The sequence below is a fragment of the Paenibacillus sp. MCAF9 genome (genome assembly GCF_052114265.1).
In the GTDB taxonomy this organism is placed as follows: Bacteria; Bacillota; Bacilli; order Paenibacillales; family Paenibacillaceae; genus Pristimantibacillus.
The window spans coordinates 1-21557 of the sequence record NZ_JBFREL010000039.1 but is presented as its reverse complement, the minus strand read 5'-3'; the positions used below and the strand labels follow the sequence as shown (position 1 = coordinate 21557).

The following is a 21557-nucleotide window of genomic DNA, read 5'->3' as shown; positions in this document are numbered from 1 at the left end:
CGGAAAGGTCAATAGCCATGTTCTAAACGGTTCACGTGCGACCAAGCTTCTATTCAGCAGTCACAAATGTATATTCACTTAGGTTATGGATTACGTCATCATTTATGGCAATATCCAGCTGCTTCAACGCGAGTAAAACAGAGCCGACTACAGGCGGGAATTTAGGCTGAACAACGGTGTAGCGCTTGTTGTTTCCTTGCCGAAGCTGCTCGCCCAGCTCGCGAATAAAATAAGGGCTGTTTGCAACGCTGCCTGTGAAGGTAACAGCAACCTCATCACTATAGAAGGAGGCAGCAATCATTTCGATGCCTACCTTGATTTGATCGATGGCACGGCTGCACACGCGGATAGCGAGAGAGCTACCACGTTCGGCGGCTTCAGTAACCGCAGGAGCGAACTTCCCAAACTGCTTGTCTCGTGCACGGCGATCATCCACAAAGCCTTTTTTGGCTATATCAGCAAGCTGCTGGGCCGTTGGAACATCCCAATGAACAAGCATGGCTTCGCAAAGCTCACGGTCTGTATCATCACAATTGCCAGCCAGCATCTCATATACAGCATCATAGGCAACAAATCTCGCTGCGCTAGCTGCATAATGGTGAAAATCATAGTTGCGAATCAATTGTCCGTCGTCCGTCATGCCTACGATAATCGAGCCCGTTCCAGCGATAACGACGATGCCTTGTTCGCCCATTAATGCGCCTCTATGAGCCGAGACCGCATCGTTTACATGCCACATCGGGCAGGTAAGTCCCGGAAGTTTTGTTAATGTCTGAATCCATTCGAGGTCAGATGGCGAATCGAAGCCTGCAATGCCGGCAACCAGCGCCAGCGCATGTTCAGGAGTTCGGCCAGCTTGCTGCAGTGCTTGGGCTATAGCTCCTTGCACATTTTCAGCTGCCCTCTCGTCTTTGTAAATAGAGGCGGAGCCTCGTTCCAAATAAGAAAGCACATGTCCTCTATGGCTGCAAACCATGACGCGGGTATGAGTCCCGCCGCCGTCTATTCCAATTACAACCTGCTCTTCTTGCAAATGCATAGGCAACTCTCCTATTCGTAGTGGCTTGTGAGGCGTCGAACGAACGCTTGGTCAAACTATCGCATTATTTTACCTCAATTTACCATATAGAGGAAGTGGCGGATTACAAAAAGTGAGAATGGCTTGTTTAATACGCAGCGATAGCCTCGTTGTTTATATTGCGTTTAAACAGGCAAGGTAAAGTAGGAACTGTAGTGGAGAGAATAGAGAGATACAGGAGTGATACTGATGAAAAATAAAAATAGCAACGTCAAGCGATTCATAGGGCTGATTATGGAGACGAATCCCCCGAAGATGATGCTGTCTATTGCGGTTATTTTGAGCGTCATTACGACGCTAGTTAGCTTGACCATACCCCTATTCACGAAAAATATGGTTAATGGCTTCTCGCTGGGGTCATTGAGCACGGGGCAAATTGTCTGGATGGCGGCTGCCTTTATCGCGCAGGTTGTGTCTGGAGGCGTGTCTGTTTACCTGCTGCATTACAGCGGCAATAAGATCGTCTCGTCTATCCGAGAGCGGTTATGGAGCAAGCTGCTGCGCTTGCCAGTCCCGTATTATGACAACAAATCCTCCGGCGATACGATTAGTCGGCTGACTAATGATACAGCGCTGCTAAAGGGTCTTATTACGGAGCATGTAACTGGTTTTTTCACAGGCATTTTGTCCATTATCGGTGCATTGTCGATTCTTTTCTATATGAATTGGCAGATGACGCTTATCATGTTAACCGTCTTCCCTTTGGCCGCACTCATTATGGTGCCGATTGGACGGAAAATGTACAGCATATCCAAATCCACGCAGGCGGAGAACGCAAGATTTACTTCCGTCGTAAATCGTGTGGTGTCGGAGATTCGGCTGGTCAAAGCATCCGGCTCCGAGCCTGCTGAATATGAGCAAGGACGCGTCGGCATTCAGAATTTGTTTGGTTTTGGTTTAAAGGAAGCACGCATGCAGGCGCTTATTTCGCCAATCGTCACTTTTATCATCTTATTGCTGCTGGTATGCTTAATCGGCTTTGGCGGTGTTCAAGTATCATCAGGTAAGATGACTGCGGGTGAATTAGTCGCCTTTATTATGTACCTGTTCCAAATCATGCTGCCGATCACGCAGATCTCACAATTTTTTACGCAATTTCAGAAGGCAATGGGCGCGACGGACAGCATTATTGGTATATTAGAATCCGATGAAGAAGATCAAGATAATGGCAAGGAAGTAACCCAGATGGACCAAACCTTGCAGGTGGAAAATGTATCATTTGCCTATAAGCCCGATGAGCCGATCCTGCGGGATGTGAGCCTGACGATTGAAGCGGGCAAAGTAACGGCACTGGTCGGCCCGAGCGGCAGCGGCAAAACGACGCTGTTCTCGCTGCTGGAGAGGTTCTACGACCCGACATCCGGGGCGATTAGGCTTGGCGGAACGGACATCCGAGACGCGTCTCTGCGTTCATGGCGCAGCCAGATTGGCTACGTTTCGCAGGAGAGCCCGATTATCGCAGGCACGATCAAAGACAATTTATGCTACGGTCTGACGCATGAGGTGACGCAGCAGGAAATCGAGCAGGCTGCACGAATGGCTTATGCAGATGGTTTTATTGATGCATTGCCTGAGGGCTATGAGACCGAGGTTGGCGAGCGCGGCATTAAGCTATCGGGTGGGCAGCGGCAGCGGATTGCCATTGCAAGGGCGCTGCTGCGTGATCCGCATATCCTTATGCTCGACGAAGCGACGTCTAATCTCGACAGCAAGTCAGAAGAAGTGGTGCAGGACGCGCTGAAAAATCTAATGATTGGACGGACGACTGTCGTTATTGCCCATCGCTTGTCGACGGTTGTTGATGCGGATTCGATCGTCTTCCTAGAGAAAGGCGTCATTACCGGGGTAGGAACGCATGATCAATTATATGCTAGCCATACCATGTATCGAGAATTCGCTAATGGACAGCTTCGAGTGAATAAAACGGCTTCTTAAGTAAGCAGAGAAGAGGGTGGAGAAATGGGCTATGTGCTGATTGTAGACGATGATCCGCATATTCGTGAGCTGGTTCGGGTTATTTTGGAGAAAGAGGCTTTAAGCGTGCAGGAGGCTCCGGATGGGCAATCGGCGCTTGCTCAAATGGAAGCCTCTCCGGCAGATATGGTCATATTGGATATTATGATGCCGAATATGGACGGCTGGGAGCTGTGCCGTGAGCTGCGGGAGCAGTACGATATTCCGCTGCTCATGCTGACGGCCAAAGGAGAAATGGGCGATAAGGTGCGAGGGTTCCACCTCGGAACAGACGATTATTTAGTAAAGCCGTTTGATCCCGCCGAGCTGACTGTCAGAGTTAAAGCGCTATTGAAGCGTTACCGAATCGCAGTGTCGCAGCAGGTTTCCGTAGCGGAGATCATGCTCGATCGGCAGACTTATGAAGTGAAGATTCATTCGGATTATACGACGCTTCCTCCGAAGGAATTTGAGCTGCTGTTCAAGCTCGTTAGCCATCTAGGCCGTACATTGACGCGCAACCAACTGATCGAAGCGATTTGGGGCTATGATTTTGACGGCAACGAACGAACGCTGGATGTGCACATCAACCGGCTGCGTGAGCGTTTTGTCGCTTGGGAGGTATCGATTAAGATCAGTACGATTCGTGGACTCGGTTATCGGCTGGAGGTACTTCAATGAATCGTAAAATGTCAAAATGGGAAGTTTCACTGCGCGTTGTAGGAGCTACGGCGATGGTATTCCTACTGAGCGGAAGTGCCTTCTCGCTGGCCTATTGGTTGACGAAGTGGTTTTACACGAGGCATGAGGTCCGCTTTCCTGAATATATAGTGCAGCTGGTAAACTGGGGACTAGGCATTTTATTTATCATTGTGCTTTTCGCTATCGTTAATTTGGTGATACGACCGAAGCAGAGGGAAGTTTGGGTTGAAATGATCGATGCGCTAAAACGAATGGCAAAGGGAGATTTCAACGTGGCCTTGGATCGCGACAAGAAATTTCATGGCCAATTCGGGGACGTTATTCAGTCCATCAACGATATGGCCCATGACCTGAAGCAGGTAGAGCTGCTTCGCCAGGAATTTATTTCTAACGTATCGCATGAAATTCAATCGCCTCTGACCTCGATACGCGGATTTGCGAGCACGCTGCAGCGCGAGGACCTTAGCCCTGAGGAGCAGCGACATTACTTATCGATTATTGAGCAGGAAACGACACGGTTGTCCAAAATAAGCGACAATCTGCTTAAGCTGACAACGCTCGAATCCGAGCAGCAGCAGCTGGACACGAAGCGATACAGGCTCGATGCGCAGCTTGAGAACATTGTGCTCGCTAGTGAGCCTCAGTGGCTGGACAAAGCACTTGAGCTTGAACTGGAGCTGGAGGAAGTAGAAATTGCGGCGAGCGAAGAGATGCTTAGTCAGGTTTGGGTAAACCTCTTTCATAATGCGATTAAATTTACACCTGCCAAAGGGAGCATTAAGATTGTGCTCCAGCGCATAGGCGATGAGGTCAAAGTAAAGATTACAGACACGGGAATTGGCATTTCTTCGGAGGATCAGCTCCGCATCTTTGAACGTTTCTATAAGGGTGACAAGCAGCGGACGAGAACGGCTGACGGCAGCGGATTAGGCTTGTCGATCGTCCATAAAATCGTTGAGCTGCACCACGGCAATATTCGTGTGGACAGCAGGTTGAATGAGGGTTCTTCTTTTGAGGTGACGCTGCCGATTACTTAGCAGCCAGCTATTCATAGAAAGTGCCTTGAAATGACAACGAGTCCTGATCTTCCATATATTACACTCGACTGTTTTGTTTCAAAATAGCCATATGAGGTTAATCATAACTATATTGAATGACAGAGAGGGGCAAAAAAATATGGGTCTATTATGGACATTAATCGTTGGCGGAGTAATTGGTTGGTTAGGTGGTTTGCTTGTTGGGCGCGACGTACCGGGAGGAATTATCGGCAACATCGTAGCTGGCTTCATCGGAGCTTGGTTAGGTACGCTAATTCTTGGCTCGTGGGGACCGACGATGGGTGGATTTGCTCTCATCCCGGCTATCATTGGAGCTGTTGTAGTCGTGCTGCTGTTAAGTGCAATCTTGCGAGGAACACGACGCGCGTAGTCTAATCTTTACGTAAACTTGATAAAACCGTTGTTGAAGTAGTAACGTATACTTCAATAGCGGTTTTTCTGCGTGTAGATAATGATACGGCAAGGGGAGAGGTTAAAAGGCATGCTCATATTCGTTAGTATCATTGCGGTAGTCATAGTTGTTGTGTATTTGGTCCTCCAGTATTACCCTGCTTTTGGGGCAGCACAATCAAAGGAGCGGCGGCAGCAGTTAAGCCGTTCGAACCAATATGGCCGTAAAAAATTTATAAATGCGATTCCTACAGCCATGGATACGACAACAAGCGAGAAGCTGAAGCTGCTCGCTCAATTTATGAAAGGCAATAAGATGGCTAGGCCAAGCAAAGTGCTAGTCATTGAGTCGATGAGTGAAGGATATGGTGACGGGCAGCATCAGCCTAAGCTGACATGGTTTGGCCATTCTGCAGCTTTGCTTGCAATTGATGGGAAAACACTGCTGCTTGATCCGATGTTCGGCAAAGCGCCGTCCCCGTTTCCGTTTATAGGCGGTAAAAGATTCAGCGATAAGCTGCCGTTTGAGATGGAGCAGCTTCCGATGATCGATGCAGTACTCATTTCACATGATCATTACGATCATTTGGACTATGGCTCGATTGTAAAGCTTAAGGATAAGGTGAGACGCTTTATTGTTCCGCTTGGTGTTGCGCCTCATTTGGTAAGATGGGGAGTAGATCCATCCCTTATAGAGGAGCATGATTGGTGGGATGAGTTTTCATATGAGGGGATTCAGCTCGCTTGTACGCCAGCAAGACATTTCTCGGGTAGAAGTCTGACGGATCGCGATGCAACGCTTTGGTGCTCTTGGGTAATACATGGCCGGGAGGCACGCATCTTCTTCAGCGGAGATAGCGGCTATGGTCCTCACTTTAAAGAAATTGGCGACAAATACGGACCCTTTGATCTCACATTAATGGAATGTGGACAGTATGATGAGCGCTGGGCAGCTATCCATATGATGCCGGAGGAAACGGTACAGGCTCACTTAGACGTACGCGGAAAGATTATGATTCCTATACACTGGGGTGCATTCACACTTGCCATGCATGATTGGACCGACCCTGTGGAGCGAGCGGTAAAGGCAGCTAAAGAGATGAAAACACGTATTTCAACTCCGAAAATAGGAGAGACCGTATTTCTTCAAGCGGCTGAGTATCCGTCCTCTGCGTGGTGGCGTTAGCTTATATATTTATAGCTGAAAAGCTTATAAAACATAGCAGGGGCTGTCTTCAAAGGTCTATACACCTTTAGAGACAGCCCCTGCTGTTATTATTTGATGCCTGAGATCGCGTAGTTCTCGATAATATGCTTCTGGAAGAAGATAAAGATGATGATGATAGGTACAACCATAAATGTTGATCCAGCCATCTGAAGCGCATAGTTGCCGCCGTATTGTCCTTTGAGCAATGACAGACCAACGGATAGAGTGTAAAGCTTCTCATCGTTCGCAATAATAAGCGGCCAAAGGAAGCTGTTCCATCCGCCAATAAAGGCTAATATGCCTTGTACCGCAAGTATCGGCTTTGAAATAGGAAGCACGATTTGCATGAACGTCCGGAATTCACTTGCACCGTCAAGACGGGTTGCTTCCAGCAGCTCATCCGGAATGGTAGCCATGAACTGACGGAACAGGAATATACCGAAGGCGCCGACAAGTCCGGGCAGAACGATACCGATCATCGTATTCGTCAGATGCATTTCATTTAGGATCAGATAAACCGGAATCATCGTCACTTGACCAGGAATCATCATCGTAGCAAGTACGATATAGAACAAGTTATTACTGCCTTTGAATTTGTACTTCGCGAAGCCGAAACCAGCCATCGCATTCAGGAATAAGCCAATAAAGGAGAAGAAAACGATAATGAGCGTATTTTTCAAATAAACGCCAAAGTTCATATTCTCAAACAAGTTCTTGAAATTTTCCGTCGTGAAGCGTTCAGGCAGTAAGGTAGGCGGGATATTCTGTATCTCGCTCTCTGGTTTAAAGGAAGAAAGGATCATCCATACGAAAGGAAGGATGACCAATACCCCGCCGACCGCGAGGCATATGCCTAGTATCCACTTGAGCGCTTTTTCGCCTTTTGAGGCGCTTGACGCTTTTGCTTGCGAACTCATCCATTACACCTCCGTTTGGATTATAAATCCGTTTCTTTATTTTGAAATCTGAATTGTACGAGCGTAATAATAATGATTGCGATGAACAGGACAAATGATCCTGCTGCTGCGTATCCGAAGTTGCTAAGCTGGAAGCCGTTCCGATAAATAAACAGGGCCACAGATGTTGTGCTGTCGAGTGGACCACCGTCGGTCATAATGAATGGCTCTTCGAAAAATTGCAGCCAACCGATCATGGTAGTGATCGATACGAAGAAGATCGCGAAGCGCAGCATTGGAATCGTGATGTAAGTCAATTGTTTCCATGTGCTGGCACCGTCGAGCTGAGCCGCCTCGTAATAAGACTTCGGAATACCTTGAAGCGCGGCAATGAAGATGATCATATTGAGGCCGATCCCTCTCCATACCGCCATCAGAATAAGCGATATTTTAGCCATGACTGGATCTTGAAGCCATGGAACCGTAGGCAGATTAATCGAATCAAGAATATAGTTGAGCAGACCGAAAGCCGGATTGTAAAGGAAACCCCATACAACAGCAACGGCAACAACGTTTGTAACCGATGGCATATAGTAGACGACGCGGAAAGCTTTAAATGCACGGTTTGCGCCGAAATTAATCATGATCGCAATAGCAAGTGAACATAAGATAACAAGTGGAACACCGATGATTACGTAGAACAACGTATTAAGTATGGCTTTTACGAAAATTGGATCAGCCAGCACGTCTACATAGTTTTTGAATCCGACGAATGAAATATTGGACCAGTCAGCAAGGCCTGCCAAGTCCATGTCCGTAAAGCTTATTATTAAGGCTACAAGGATCGGCAATAACGAAAATAAGGTAAGCAAAATAAGCGTTGGAGCGATAAAGAAATACGGTGCCTTACTCTGAGAGATGCCTTTCATAAACGACCCTTCCTTTGCTATGAGCGCCTGGCTTTATCCATTTCTAATGGAACCGGCAGCGGCTCTGTTCCAGAACCGCTGCCGGCGATGGCGATCATTATTTATTCAAGATTTGTTCAGCTTTGGCGTTGAAGCTGTCAAGTTCTTTCTTAATGTCAGCGTTGCCGCGGTAAATTCTCTCGAACGTCGAGAGAACGTTTTGAGCAATTTCTTCCCATGGCTTGATAAGCGGCATAGGCTCCGAGCTGTTCAACTGCTCACCGATAACTTTTACATTAGGATCTGTAGTCAAAGCTTCGTTCTCCCATGCTTTTTTCGTGGAAGGAAGCGAGTTTGTCAGTTCCAGCCATTTCAGCTGTGTCTCAGGCTTGCTCATGTAAGCTAGGAATTTCAAGGCTTCTTCTTTGTGCGTTGTATGTTGAAAAATAGACAAGTTAGAGCCGCCTAGAGAAGAAAGGTTGTTCTTTTTCTTAGGAAGTACAGCTGTTGCCCATTTGCCTGCAAGCTCAGGCGCTTGGTCATTGATTAGTTTAATCATCCAAGGTCCGCTGATGAACATTGGCGAGATACCTTCGCCCTTAAATGCAGGGATAATATCCATGCCTAGATCAATCGGTGCAGAGCCGTCTTTGAAGAAGCTGTCCAAATATTCAACGGCTTCAACAAATTCTGGTTGGTTGAATTGTGGTTTGTTGTTCTCGATAAGTTTCGAGCCGTTTTGACGTGCGAACATGAATAGAAGCGATTGTTCTTTGACATCAAGGCTGATGCCGTATTTGTTTTTGCCGCGAGCTTTAAGCTTTGTTGCAGCATCTTTAAGCTCATCCCATGTTTGCGGAGCTTTGTCGTAGCCTACTTCTTTCAGTAGATCTGTACGGTAGTAAAGCACGCGAGTGTCGATGTACCAAGGCACGCCTACAGTTGCACCATCATATTTAGTCGTTGATACCGATCCTGGGTAGAAGTTCGCTTCAGCAAGTTCAGGATATTCAGTTACGTAAGGAGTGATATCCATAAGCGCTTTAGCGGATGCGAATTCAGGAATCCAAGTTGTTCCCATTTGAAGGACGTCTGGACCTTTTTTGGAAGCGACAGCCGTCAATAGCTTGTCATGTGCCGTATCCCAAGGAAGTGCTTGTACATTGACCTTAATGTTAGGGTTCTCAACCATGAATTGCTCTGCAATCTTCGGCAAGGATTTGGCTTCTTCACCCATGCCCCATACGTTGATGGTTACTTTATCGTTTGCTGCTCCTTCATTGCTATTGTTGCCTCCGCAAGCAGTGAGAGCGCCGATAAGCAGCATAGAGCTGGCTAGTGCAGTTGCTACTGATTTCTTAAACATTAATTATTCCTCCCGTGTGAATGATTGTTATCTGTACTATGCTGTGAATCCGTGCAAGTTATGCACGCAGGCGGCTGTTGTGTACCATATATATAAGCCTAAGCTGAGTGTTGAGGAGCAGGTAAATGTTTCATTTCCTGCCGCAGCAAAAACGTTCGCCACAATTGTATTGAAATACTGTTGAATGTGGTGAAACGTTTCTATAAACAAAATATATTACCGTTTACAACTTTAGAACCTGACCTGCTTATTGATTCGAAACGTTTCGACATCATTATAGATCAAAGTTTTAACGGGTTCAAGCGTTTTTTTATTTCAGGAAAATAGTCTCATATTAGTAATATAAACGTTTCTATTAAAGATGAAACAGCAATTGACGACTCTTTTTGAATTGTTTATAATCCAAATTAGGAATCAATAGAAACGTTTCGATTGTTAAAAATATTGGCCATAAGACATAAGCGTGGTAAAGACAGAAGGACCTGTAAACATTAACGATAAGAACGATAAATTTGATTGGCTATTACGAGGAGGAACACGGATATGGAAAAGCAACCTGCGGCTCTTCTAAAGCTCATGACGCTTGAGGAGAAGATCGGGCAGCTGCTGCAGCTGGCGACGCCATTCTTTGAAGGCGCGGATGGACAAATTACCGGACCGATGGCTGAAATGGGCGTAACGGAAGAAACGGTTCGGGGTACAGGCTCCGTGCTTGGCTTAACAGGAGCGAGGGAAGTCATTAACATACAGAAGCAGCATTTGGCGAACAACCGCTTAGGCATTCCGCTTCTAGTGATGGCGGATATCGTCCATGGCTACAAAACGATCTTTCCTGTACCGCTGGCAATCGGCTGCTCATGGGATATGGAGCTGGCGGAACAAAGTGCCGAGATCGCTGCTAAGGAAGCTGCTGCGGCAGGCGTACACGTTACGTTCGCTCCGATGGTCGATCTCGTAAGGGACCCAAGATGGGGCCGAGTCATGGAATCGACAGGCGAGGATCCGTATTTGAACAGTGAATTCGCCAGAGCCTTCGTAAGAGGTTTCCAAGGAAAAGACCTTGCAAATGATATTAACCGCGTGGCAGCATGCGTAAAACACTTTGCCGCATATGGAGCTGCAGAAGGCGGACGCGACTATAACACGGTTGATCTGTCTGAGCGTCAGCTTCGCGAGTTTTATTTGCCTGCTTATAAAGCGGCGCTGGATGAAGGCTGCGAAATGGTCATGACGGCATTCAATACAGTGGATGGCATTCCAGCTTCAGGTAACAAGTGGCTGATGCGTGATCTTCTTCGCGGCGAATGGGCGTTTGACGGTGTGCTGATCTCCGATTGGGGCGCAGTAAAAGAGCTGATTCCGCACGGTGTTGCAGCGGATGAGTCGGAAGCGGCAATGAAGGCGATCAAAGCCGGCGTTGATATTGAAATGATGACGACCTGTTACACGGATCATTTGCAGCGGCTTGTTGAGGAGAATGAAATCGATGTTGCTTTGATCGACGAAGCTGTACTTCGCATTCTGGAGCTGAAGCAGAAGCTGGGATTGTTCGATCAACCGTATCGTGGTGCGAATGAAGAGCGTGAGCAGGAAATTGTAGGCTCAGCAGCACATCGCAAGGCTGCGCGTGAGCTGGCTCTTAAATCCTGTGTCCTCGTAAAAAATGATGGGGTTCTTCCGCTTGATCGCGAGCAGAAAATTGCGTTGATTGGTCCTTTCGCGGCTAGCGGCGATATTCTTGGACCTTGGTCTTGGCTTGGCTCCAAGGAAGAGGCGGTACAACTGGCAGCAGGCATCGCAAGCAAAGTAGATGCATCATTGTTGTCTGTGACAGAAGGCTGCGGTATTGAAGACGCAACGGATGAGCAGTGGCAAGCGGCATATGCTGCAGCTGAAGATGCAGATATCGTGGTGCTTGCTTTAGGTGAGCATTCGGATATGAGCGGAGAAGCGGCTAGCCGGTCGAATATTAGATTGCCGCAGGTACAGCTTGAGCTAATCGCTAAGCTGAAACAGCTGGGCAAGCCGATGGTGACTGTCCTATTCAACGGACGACCGCTTGATCTGCACGGTGTAATTGATCAATCGGATGCCGTATTAGAGGCGTGGTTCCCAGGTACGGAAGGCGGCGCTGCCATTGCGGAATTATTGTTCGGCGAGTCGGAACCGACTGGAAGACTATCGATGTCGTTCCCTCATTCCGTAGGCCAAGTACCGGTTTATTATAACCGGTTCAATACGGGAAGGCCGCAGGGCGCACCTGATGCGCAGGTGAAATACGTATCTCAATACTTGGATGTTCCGAATGAGCCGCTGTTGCCGTTTGGTTATGGGCTTGGTTATACAACCTTTACCTACAGCGGAGCGAAGATGGCGATAGATTCGATGAGTGCTTCTAAACCATTGCATGTAAACATCACAGTAACGAACACTGGGGCTCGCGCTGGCGAGGAAACCGTACAGCTGTATGTACGCGATATGGCGGGGGATGTTGTTCGTCCTCTGCAAGAGTTAAAGGCATTCCGCAAGGTGATGCTGCAGCCTGGAGAAAGCAAAGAGGTCTCGTTTACGCTGGAGGAAAAACAGCTGCGTTATTATCATGCTGATCTGACCTTCACAAGCGACCCTGGTGACTTTGAACTGTACATTGGGCCAAACAGCCGCGATGTAGAAACGCTTAAATTCAAACTAAGCAAATAGGAAGGCAGTGAGAAGAAAATGGAAGCTATAGTGAATGCGTTGAACGCGATGAATAAATTGCAAATAAAAGCAGGAGAGCTGACGTTTGATTTTTTAAGCAGCGGAGACCTTGCGCAAGCTGTCCATAAAGGAACGATGCTGAATCAAGTGGTGTCGAACAATGTAGATGGCTCGCTTAACAATCTTTACTTGCGCATGCATACCGAAGAAGGGATTTCTTATGAGCCTTTGCTTGGGATTCATTCATCAAGCCGCATGTCAGCGGTGGATGGTCGTCTGCTATGGGAGGGGACTGCATTTGACGGCATCGCCTATCGCGTAGTCTTCACATTAACGAACCATGGCATCTGGTTCTGGGATGTGACCGCTCATTCGCTAGGAAAAGAAGCGAAGATCGACATCATTTACGGACAAGACATTGGACTCGCGGATATTGGCGCAGTGCGGTCGAACGAAGCATACATGTCGCAGTACGTTGACCATAAGGCTTTTAAAGATGAGAAGCTGGGTTATGTTCTTTGCTTCCGCCAGAATCAGCCGATGCAAGGATCATTTCCTTACATGCAGCATGGTGCGCTAACAGGAGCAGCCAGCTACTCAACGGACGGATTCCAATTCTTTGGCCTTAGCTACAAAGAAACGGACGTACCGGAAGCGCTTGGCAAGGCTGAACTAGCGAATGAGGTTTACCAATATGAATTCACTTATGCGGCGCTTCAAGCTGAGCCTGTCTTGTTGAAGGATAAAGCTCGTTTTGTATTTTACGGCATGTTCAAGGCCGATCATCCATCAGCTGTGAGTGAAATAGAATTCAGCGCAGAAGTTCAGAAGGCTTGGGAAGAAGTTGAGCGTTCGAATGAGACCGACTTCGCTGCGGCGGCAACACCTGTAGCTAAGTCTGAGGTTGCAAATGCGATTGGAACGCCAGTACGCACGGCATCAATGACGATGGAGGAAGTTAACGCTTATTTCCCTAACCGTCATCAGGAGGAATGGCAAGACGGCAAGCTGCTGTCTTTCTTTACAGAGAGCCATGAGCATGTTGTGCTTAAGGAGAAGGAGCTGCTAGTTGAGCGTCCGCACGGTCATATTCTTATGTCTGGCGGCAATGACCGCATGACAGAGGATGTTATGACGACAACTTCCTATATGTACGGTATTTTCAACTCACAATTGCTAGTAGGCAATACGAGCTTCCACAAGCTGTTTACGAATGCCCGCAATGCGCTCAATAATTTGAAGACATCTGGACAACGTATTTATGTCGAGTTGGAAGGTTCATACCGCCTTCTTACTATGCCTTCGATGTTTGAGATCGGCTTCAACTATGCTCGTTGGTTCTATAAAACAGCAGATGACACAATCATTATTACAAATTATACAACGGTTGATTCGCCTGAGGTCCGCCTTCACCTTCGTTCGGTAAATGGACAGGCTTACCGCTATTTAGTTACGAATCAAGTATCCATGAATAACAATGAATACGAGCTTCCGTTCCATATGGAGCTGGAGGACGGCGTATTTACTTTCAAGGCTGACCAAGCATCCATAAGCGCTCCGATTTTCCCTAATCTGCAATATCGGATGTTCGTGAGCGGGGCAGACATGACTGCAGGAGATGAAAGCTTGATTGTTAGCGGTACGGCATCAGGCTCAGCATCACTTGTGGTGATGCAGCTTGGCCAAAGTGCGGAATGGACAGTTACAATGCAAGGTCTCTTGCATGGCGAGGCATTGCCGCAGTCAGAGCGGAAGGCAGAGCTTGAAATCGAGCGCTACCGTGAGTTTTTCCGTCATGTGATGAATGGCTTCCGCTTATCCGCTGACGGTGCTGAAGCAGCTTCAGCTGAGCTGGATAAAGTGAATGCATTGGCATGGTGGTACACGCACAATATGCTCGTTCACTACTCTGTGCCACATGGCTTGGAGCAATACGGCGGTGCAGCATGGGGAACGCGCGACGTTTGCCAAGGACCGACTGAGTATTTCATGGCAATGAACAAATACGAGCAAGTAGCTGAAATCTTGAAGACCGTTTATTCCCATCAATACGAGGATGACGGCAATTGGCCGCAATGGTTCATGTTCGATAAGTATTTCCACATTCAGCAAGAAGAAAGCCATGGCGATATTATTGTTTGGCCGCTGAAGGTGCTTGGCGACTACTTGGCAGCAACAAAGGACTATAGCATTTTGCAGGAGCGTGTTCCTTATACGGTCCGTCATAAAGGCGAATTCACGACAGAATCTTCGACGCTGCTTGACCACGCGATGAAGGAAATTGCCTATATGAAGAGCCACTTCCTGCACGACACGCATTTGTCTTCCTATGGCGACGGAGATTGGGATGATACGCTGCAGCCGGCTAATGCACAGCTTAAGCAATATATGGTCAGCAGCTGGACAGTAGCGCTTACGTATCAGGTTATCGCACAGTTTGGCCGCGTGCTGGAGGAAGTTGATGCTGTTCAGGCAGCCGAGCTTAAGGAGCTGGCATCAGCTATTCAAGAGGACTTTAACCAGTATATGCTGCAACAGGATGTCATTCCTGGCTTTGTATACATGGAGGAGCCGGGCGATGCGAAGCTGATGCTTCACCCGACTGACACAACTACAGGCATTCAATACCGCTTGCTTCCAATGACACGCAGTATGATTAGCGAATTGCTTACGGAAGAGCAAGCAGCTCAGCATTACCGTGTTATTAAAGAGCAGCTGTATTGCCCGGATGGCGTACGGCTGATGAACCGTCCTGCACAATATGCAGGCGGCGTAAGCACTAACTTTAAGCGGGCAGAGCAGGCATCCAATTTCGGCCGGGAAGTCGGCCTGCAATATGTTCATGCTCATATTCGTTATGTTGAAGCCATGGCGAAACTGGGCAAGACGGATGAAGTATGGCAAGGTCTACTCATGATTAATCCGGTTGGATTGCGTGATGTTGTTCCTAATGCAGAGCTGCGTCAAAGCAACTCTTACTTCAGCAGCTCCGACGGCAAGTTCAACAACCGTTATGAGGCGCAAGAGCGTTTCGGTGAGCTTCGTGAAGGAACTGTGCCTGTTAAGGGCGGCTGGAGAATTTATTCGAGCGGTCCCGGAATCTATATGAACCAATTGATTTCGAATGCCCTTGGTATCCGTCAGTCGGAAGGCAATCTGGTTATCGATCCGATTTTGCCAGCTAAGCTGGATGGCATGCAATTCGAATTCATGTGGAACGGCCTGCCGATTACTTTTGTTTATCGCCTTAGCGATGCGGGCCAGGTAACGAAGGTCATCATTAACGGTAAGGAAGCGGAAGGGAAGCCTTCAGCTAACCGTTATCGTGTAGGTGGAGTACAAATTTCCGAAGAACAATTGAAAGCTAATCTTCATTCGGACTCGAACCGAATCGAAATATTTATGTAAGAAGCAGACTGGCGGTCTCCAAGAACCGCCAGTCTTTGTGATATAGTGAAGGAACAATGAAAGATAGGAGCGAATGCTGTGGTTAGTATTAAGGATATCGCTAAACAAGCGGGGGTCTCGATCTCGACGGTATCTTACGCGCTTAACGGCAGCCCCAAGGTGACGGATGAGACGACAGCAAGAATATTGGCTGTTGCCAAGGAATTAAACTACATCCCGAACGCTGCTGCAAGGTCGCTCAAGACGAGGGAAACAAAAATTATCGGTGTCTTTCTTACCGACTTCAGCGGCGCATTCTACGGCGATCTCTTGCAAGGAACAAAGGAGATTTTATCGGAAAAGGGCTATGATCTGATCGTGTGCAGCGGTAAGCAATCTCATCGGATGCTGCCCGAGCGAATGATCGATGGTGCGATTATACTGGACGAGACGTTTGGCAGCACAGAGCTGCTGAGCTACGCGGAGCGCGGGCATAAGCTGGTCGTGCTGGATCGTGAACTGCAGCATTCGAACATCAATCAAGTGCTGCTCGATAACAAAGCAGGGGCGAGGCTGGCAGCCGAATATTTGATCGAGCAAGGCCATCGGACTCTTTATGTAGTGACTGGCCCTAGCGGCTCTTATGATTCAAGGCAGAGGCTGCAAGCTGTTACGCAAGCGGTGGAACGATCCGCTGGCGTTAAGCTGACTGTAATTGAAGGAGATTTTAATAAATCGGCTGGAGAGCAGGCTGCAGCGACAATTATAGCTGAGAACAGCGGCACGGCTGCGGCAGTGTTTTGCTTCAACGATGAGATGGCTATCGGTATGTTCAATTATTTGGCGGCGCATCATCCTGATATTCGGATTGGTGAACATATTCATATCGTTGGGTTTGATAATATGGAGCTGGCTTCTTACACTCAGCCGCGCTTATCTACAATTGATTATTCCAAGCGCAAATGGGGGGCTCTTGCTGCCGAGCAGCTGATCAAGTTGATCAGTGGCGACGAAGTAGAGCATGAACGGATTTATGTTTCTCTTATTAAAGGCAATTCGGTCAGGCCGGCCAAAGAAAGCTAAATGGAAGCCATCGACGGCGGAACGGTTTGAGGTGAAATCTCAAGCCGTTCTATTTTTTGAGAAGCATGTCTGTTATCGTCGTTATCGTCGATTCAAAAAGATTCGACATAAGCGTTGACAACTGTTTCAAAATGTATTATCTTTAAGTCAAGATAAAACAATTAAAGATAAAACGGCGCAGAGGGGAGTGATCATCATGGCAAATCAAAAACAAAATGATTCATTAGATCTCTTCATTGCGCTGTCTAGAGCGAGCCAATGGGTGAATGCCCATGCGGATCGTGATATTCGTAAAAACGGCTTGAACCGCACGGAGTTTGGAGTGCTTGAATTGCTCTACCACCGCGGACCGCAGCCATTGCAGCAAATCGGTGAGAAAGTGCTTATGAGCAGCGGCAACATTACTTATGTCGTTGATAAGCTGGAGAAGAAGCAAATGGTACGCCGGAGAGCTTCGACTACGGATAGGCGCCTCATTTATGCAGAACTAACCGATGAAGGCAAACAATTTGTAGAGGATGTATTTCCTGCTCACGAAGATGCGATCAAGCAAGCGGTAAATGGGCTGACAACAGAAGAGAAGCAATTGGCAAGCAAGCTGCTTAAGAAGCTAGGAAAGTTTGCTCAGGAGCACTACAAGTAGCGGGTTTAACTAGCTGTAAAGGTGTAATCACGCGCGTGGGCGATTGTTGCATATCAATGATGGCTGTTATAAGGTAGCAGCGATCATTTATGCATGCCACATATCTTAAAATAGAGATTCTTTAAATAGTGGTAAAAGAAGATCTGTGATGCAAGCAGTATTTTAAACATTAAAAACAAATTGGAGGAGTTTACATTGAATATTGCTTTGGGATTATTGGTTGTTCGTGTCGTTGTAGGTCTGTTGTTCGTGGGGCATGGTGCACAAAAGCTGTTTGGCTGGTTTGGCGGTTATGGTCCAAAGGGAACAGGTGGCTGGATGGAGTCGATTGGCATTAAGCCAGGGGTTGCTATGGCTGTTGCCGCTGGATTGATGGAACTAATCGGCGGCCTATTATTCGTAGCTGGTCTGCTTACCCCTCTTGCTGCGGTATTGATCGTGCTTACTATGCTTGGTGCCATTGTGAAGGTGCATGCTCCTAACGGAATATGGGCAACCGCAAACGGTTATGAATATAATCTTGTTCTCGTAGCCATTGCTATAGGTATCGCGTTAACAGGCGCTGGTGAATATTCCATTGATGCATTAATTGGCTAATCAGAAGTGGAGTTAGTTACATTACTTTTCATATTCCTATAAAATAAGGAGTGTCATTACCATGACAAATCAAACAGCTGGTATCCACCATATAACCGCTTTTGTTAGAAACGCTCAGACGACGGCAGATTTTTATTCAGGCGTATTAGGTCTAAGGTTGATTAAGAAGACGATTAACTTTGATGCGCCAGAGGTTTATCATTTATATTTTGGAAATGAGATCGGAAGCCCAGGCACTATTATTACGTTTTTTCCTTGGGAGAATTCACGCAAAGGCAAAATTGGCGGGGGTCAGGTGGGTATAACCACTTATGTAGTTCCCGCAGGTGCACTTGGTTTTTGGAAAGAGCGTCTAGCTAAGCTTAATGTGGCTTTTGCTCAAACATCAAGATTTGGAGAGCAGTATCTGCAATTCGAAGATCCTGATGGCTTAAAGCTTGAGATCGTAGCTAGGGAGCAAGGAGCGGACAGTAAATGGTCGTTTGGCGGCGTTCCGGCGCAGCAAGCGATCAAGGGTTTTGGCGGTGCCGTATTATACACGACGGCTTCGGCTAAAACCGCGGAGCTCCTTGTTAACGTGATGGGACTGGAGAAAGTCGGGGAAGATGAAGGTTATGCTCGTTTTAAAGCAACAGGCGATCTGGGCAATTTAATTGACATCAATGTAGAGGATATGGAACACGGACATGGAGGAGCTGGCACCGTTCACCATATCGCTTGGCGGGCAAAAGACGACGCGGAGCACGCGCTATGGAGAAGCCACGTTGAGAGCCATGGCTTCCAGCCTACTAAGGTCGTGGATCGCCAATATTTTAACGCGATCTATTTCCGTGAAGCCGGCGGCATTTTATTCGAGATTGCTACAGATCCACCGGGCTTTGCTCGTGATGAAGAGCCGGAGCATCTCGGTGAAAAGCTGATGCTGCCGGGATGGTATGAGGAGCATCGTACGCAAATTGAGCAATTATTGTCACCGTTTGAAGTAAGAGTATTGGAGGAGGACAAATGATGAAACATATATTCAAACAAGGAACAGATGCAACTGCACCAGTACTGCTGCTCTTGCATGGAACGGGTGGTACCGAGCGGGATTTGCTCCCGCTTGCTGAGCTAGTTTCGCCTGCTTCGTCCGTGCTGAGTGTCAGAGGAAATGTGCTCGAGAATGGTATGCCGCGTTATTTCAGACGTCTTGCTGAAGGCGTATTTGATCTAGAGGACCTTAAATTCCGCACGCAGGAGCTTAATGATTTTTTAGATCAAGCCGCAGTCGAATATGGATTCGACCGCAATAATATCGTGGCGATCGGTTATTCCAATGGAGCTAATATCGCAGGCAGCCTATTGTTCCACTATCAAGGTACGCTTCGAGGAGCGATCTTGCATCACCCGATGGTGCCGATTCGGGATGTTGATCTGCCTGACCTAGCTGGCGTACCTTGCTTCATAGGTGCGGGCTCGAATGATCCGCTTTGCACGCCTCAGGAGACGGAGGAGCTGGACCGTTTGCTGCAAGCAGCGGGGGCTCCGGTTACGGTACATTGGGAAACATTTGGACATCAGCTAACGAGTTCAGAGGTAGCTGCCGCAGCGGCTTGGTTTAACGAAACCTTTAAAGGTTAATATAAAGCAAGCATTTCGCTTATGAAGGGGAGCCCATCATGTTATCGATTGATCCAACGAGTCAAAGTGTGCAGGACAATTATAAGCTGTTGATTGGCAGCATTGTGCCAAGACCCATTGCTTTTGTCACTACACTCTCAAGCGAAGGTGTACTGAATGCAGCCCCGTTCAGTTTCTTCAATATCGTTACCGCTAATCCGCCTATGGTTGCGGTATCTGTACAGCGCAAGCCGGGAGGTATCCAGAAGGATACCTCCCGAAATGCCATCGCCCAAGGCGAATTTGTTGTACATATTTCTGATGAGAGCTATATCGAAGCGATTAATATAACGGCAGCAGCTTTGCCTTCGGAAGAGAGTGAGGTTGCGCTTGCAGGCTTATCGGCTATCGCAAGCGACCTTGTGCGTGTGCCGGGTGTGGCTGAAGCGAGAATTCGTATGGAATGTGTACTTGATCAATCGTTATCGCTTGGCGGTACAGCGGATTCGCCAGCCTGTGATTTATTAATTGGCAGAGTTGTACGTTTCCATGTGGATGAGGCTTTGTACGAGAATGGACGTATTAACGCCGAGGCATTGAAGCCGGTGAGCCGGCTTGCTGGAAACGATTATGCGAAGCTAGGCGAGCAATTCACAATTGTACGGCCAACATAAACGTAATGTGCGGTAGAAAAATGCAGCTGCAGCTGCGGACAAGAAAAACGTCCGTGGCTGCTTTGCAAACCAATCTCCCCCGCTAACACAGCAAAAGCTGCCGAGTATAAATGTCGGCAGCTTTTTTGCTTAATCGTAAGCTTCAATTTTGATTAGATAATCTCACATGTCGGAAATCGGGTATGAGCCAATAAAATCTAGTATGGCGTCATTAACCAAAACCGGATTTTCTCTAAGCATATGAGGCCTGTGACTGCCGCCCTGAACGACGAGATATCGAGATCCATTAATCAGGGAACTCAATTGTTTTATCTTCGCTTCACCTACAAAGGGATCATTTTCACCAGTAATAAGCAAGGATGGACAACGAATGCTGCTTAGCTGCTCGCTCGTAAGCTGAGGATAGAGACGCCAATCGTTCGCAGACTGCCGCATATGTTCTTGCCAATTCCCTCGATGAGCTTCTTCATGCCTTTCAATCATTTGATTGATGGTCGCTTGCTGCCCCTGTTCCAAAAGCCACTCTGGCTCGAATTGCTCGACACCCGTTGGATCTGCAAACCCGCTAGTTCCTATGGTAGTTAAAGTAGCAACTCTTTCGGGATAATGAACAGCGCCATATAATCCAACATTCGCCCCCAAGCTGTAGCCGATCAAATGTGCTCTAGAAATGCCAAGCGCGTCCATAAAACCAATCGTGTCCTCTACAAGCTGAGGCGTATTCCATTCGAGACTGCTGCACTTTGTTCGTCCATGGCCTCTGAAATCCGGATAATAACAAGTATATTTGCTCTGAAAATCAAGCAATTGGCTGGCGAAGGCTAGGATACCCCGAGAGTAGCCGCTGTGCAAAAAAATAACGGGCTCACCGTTCCCCATTTTTTCATAAAAAACGTCCAAATCCTTGAATGGAATGTGGGGCATGATTGTACCGCCTCCTAAATTTCATCTCAAATCCACGGCAGCTTTTTAAACGTTAGGCTTAAAGAGCTATCCTATGAATATCTCTTTTTTTGGGAGAATTGGCAAGATACATTGAAGATATAGGACTAGTTTCAAGTCCTATTTTTGAGAAATTCACGCTCGGGAGCTGAAATAGCGGGATGCGTTTTGATATAAGACTAGTTTCTATATCTAATTATGCTGAATTGGTTGTTTAAAGAGAAATGGGGCTGTCCCAAAAGCGTTAAGCTCACTGAAGGGATAGCTCGCTTTGAACAGAAATATTGCAAAATATGAAAAATAGCCGTACAGGGTGGTCTATTCCTGTACGGCTATTTTTTTCTTTTGGTCTATGGTTGCTTTCTTCATCAGAT

General features: G+C 47.4%; 18 protein-coding genes. 13 read left to right on the top strand and 5 right to left on the bottom strand.

Translation table 11 applies throughout. The features are described from left to right. Window positions 1–49: 49 nt before the first annotated feature. Window positions 50–1039 carry an N-acetylglucosamine kinase gene (locus AB4Z45_RS29970; protein ID WP_441912994.1) on the bottom strand — a complete coding sequence of 330 codons (990 nt, stop codon included), beginning with the start codon at window positions 1037–1039 and terminating at the stop codon, window positions 50–52. Between the two features lie 228 nt (window positions 1040–1267). On the opposite strand from AB4Z45_RS29970, the gene AB4Z45_RS29965 reads away from it, so the two are divergent. The 5 genes from AB4Z45_RS29965 (at window position 1268) to AB4Z45_RS29945 (ending at window position 6367) form a co-directional block, all read left to right on the top strand. Beyond that, on the top strand, window positions 1268–3013 hold the full coding sequence (locus tag AB4Z45_RS29965) for an ABC transporter ATP-binding protein (RefSeq protein WP_441912992.1): 1746 nt from the start codon (window positions 1268–1270) through the stop codon (window positions 3011–3013). Between the two features lie 24 nt (window positions 3014–3037). Next, window positions 3038–3712, top strand: a complete 675-nt coding sequence (locus tag AB4Z45_RS29960) for a response regulator transcription factor (protein ID WP_339205592.1) — start codon at window positions 3038–3040, stop codon at window positions 3710–3712. Then, window positions 3709–4770, top strand: coding sequence for a sensor histidine kinase (locus AB4Z45_RS29955; protein ID WP_441912990.1), 1062 nt, complete (start codon window positions 3709–3711; stop codon window positions 4768–4770). The genes AB4Z45_RS29960 and AB4Z45_RS29955 overlap by 4 nt, the downstream gene beginning before the upstream one ends. Window positions 4771–4909: 139 nt before the next feature. After that, window positions 4910–5161, top strand: a complete 252-nt coding sequence (locus AB4Z45_RS29950; RefSeq protein ID WP_076266420.1) for a GlsB/YeaQ/YmgE family stress response membrane protein — start codon at window positions 4910–4912, stop codon at window positions 5159–5161. 276 nt (window positions 5162–5437) lie between these two features. Further along, window positions 5438–6367, top strand: coding sequence for an MBL fold metallo-hydrolase (locus tag AB4Z45_RS29945; protein WP_441913038.1), 930 nt, complete (start codon window positions 5438–5440; stop codon window positions 6365–6367). Between the two features lie 89 nt (window positions 6368–6456). Here AB4Z45_RS29945 and AB4Z45_RS29940 read toward each other — a convergent pair whose 3' ends face one another. From AB4Z45_RS29940 to AB4Z45_RS29930, 3 genes are all read right to left on the bottom strand, one after another. Then, window positions 6457–7305, bottom strand: coding sequence for a carbohydrate ABC transporter permease (locus tag AB4Z45_RS29940; RefSeq protein ID WP_076266419.1), 849 nt, complete (start codon window positions 7303–7305; stop codon window positions 6457–6459). A 20-nt stretch (window positions 7306–7325) separates the two neighbouring features. Then, window positions 7326–8213 (bottom strand): carbohydrate ABC transporter permease, encoded by an 888-nt coding sequence (locus AB4Z45_RS29935; RefSeq protein WP_076266418.1) that lies wholly within the window; start codon window positions 8211–8213, stop codon window positions 7326–7328. A 97-nt stretch (window positions 8214–8310) separates the two neighbouring features. Continuing rightward, on the bottom strand, window positions 8311–9558 hold the full coding sequence (locus tag AB4Z45_RS29930) for a sugar ABC transporter substrate-binding protein (RefSeq protein ID WP_441912988.1): 1248 nt from the start codon (window positions 9556–9558) through the stop codon (window positions 8311–8313). Between the two features lie 543 nt (window positions 9559–10101). On the opposite strand from AB4Z45_RS29930, the gene AB4Z45_RS29925 reads away from it, so the two are divergent. From AB4Z45_RS29925 to AB4Z45_RS29890, 8 genes are all read left to right on the top strand, one after another. After that, window positions 10102–12258, top strand: a complete 2157-nt coding sequence (locus AB4Z45_RS29925; RefSeq protein ID WP_441912986.1) for a glycoside hydrolase family 3 N-terminal domain-containing protein — start codon at window positions 10102–10104, stop codon at window positions 12256–12258. Between the two features lie 18 nt (window positions 12259–12276). Continuing rightward, window positions 12277–15666, top strand: coding sequence for a GH36-type glycosyl hydrolase domain-containing protein (locus AB4Z45_RS29920; RefSeq protein WP_441912984.1), 3390 nt, complete (start codon window positions 12277–12279; stop codon window positions 15664–15666). Between the two features lie 78 nt (window positions 15667–15744). After that, on the top strand, window positions 15745–16728 hold the full coding sequence (locus tag AB4Z45_RS29915; RefSeq protein WP_441912982.1) for a LacI family DNA-binding transcriptional regulator: 984 nt from the start codon (window positions 15745–15747) through the stop codon (window positions 16726–16728). 196 nt (window positions 16729–16924) lie between these two features. After that, window positions 16925–17371, top strand: coding sequence for a MarR family winged helix-turn-helix transcriptional regulator (locus tag AB4Z45_RS29910; RefSeq protein ID WP_441912980.1), 447 nt, complete (start codon window positions 16925–16927; stop codon window positions 17369–17371). A gap of 195 nt (window positions 17372–17566) precedes the next feature. After that, window positions 17567–17968, top strand: coding sequence for a DoxX family protein (locus AB4Z45_RS29905; RefSeq protein WP_441912978.1), 402 nt, complete (start codon window positions 17567–17569; stop codon window positions 17966–17968). Window positions 17969–18029: 61 nt separating this feature from the next. After that, the gene (locus AB4Z45_RS29900; protein ID WP_441912976.1) at window positions 18030–18977 is read left to right on the top strand and encodes a ring-cleaving dioxygenase; all 948 of its coding nucleotides are present in this window, start codon (window positions 18030–18032) and stop codon (window positions 18975–18977) included. Next, on the top strand, window positions 18977–19588 hold the full coding sequence (locus AB4Z45_RS29895; RefSeq protein ID WP_441878417.1) for an alpha/beta hydrolase: 612 nt from the start codon (window positions 18977–18979) through the stop codon (window positions 19586–19588). The genes AB4Z45_RS29900 and AB4Z45_RS29895 overlap by 1 nt, the downstream gene beginning before the upstream one ends. A gap of 38 nt (window positions 19589–19626) precedes the next feature. Beyond that, window positions 19627–20241 carry a flavin reductase family protein gene (locus AB4Z45_RS29890; RefSeq protein ID WP_441878419.1) on the top strand — a complete coding sequence of 205 codons (615 nt, stop codon included), beginning with the start codon at window positions 19627–19629 and terminating at the stop codon, window positions 20239–20241. 162 nt (window positions 20242–20403) lie between these two features. On the opposite strand, the gene AB4Z45_RS29885 is transcribed toward AB4Z45_RS29890, so the two are convergent. Continuing rightward, window positions 20404–21165 carry an alpha/beta fold hydrolase gene (locus tag AB4Z45_RS29885; RefSeq protein ID WP_441912974.1) on the bottom strand — a complete coding sequence of 254 codons (762 nt, stop codon included), beginning with the start codon at window positions 21163–21165 and terminating at the stop codon, window positions 20404–20406. Window positions 21166–21557 lie beyond the last annotated feature (392 nt).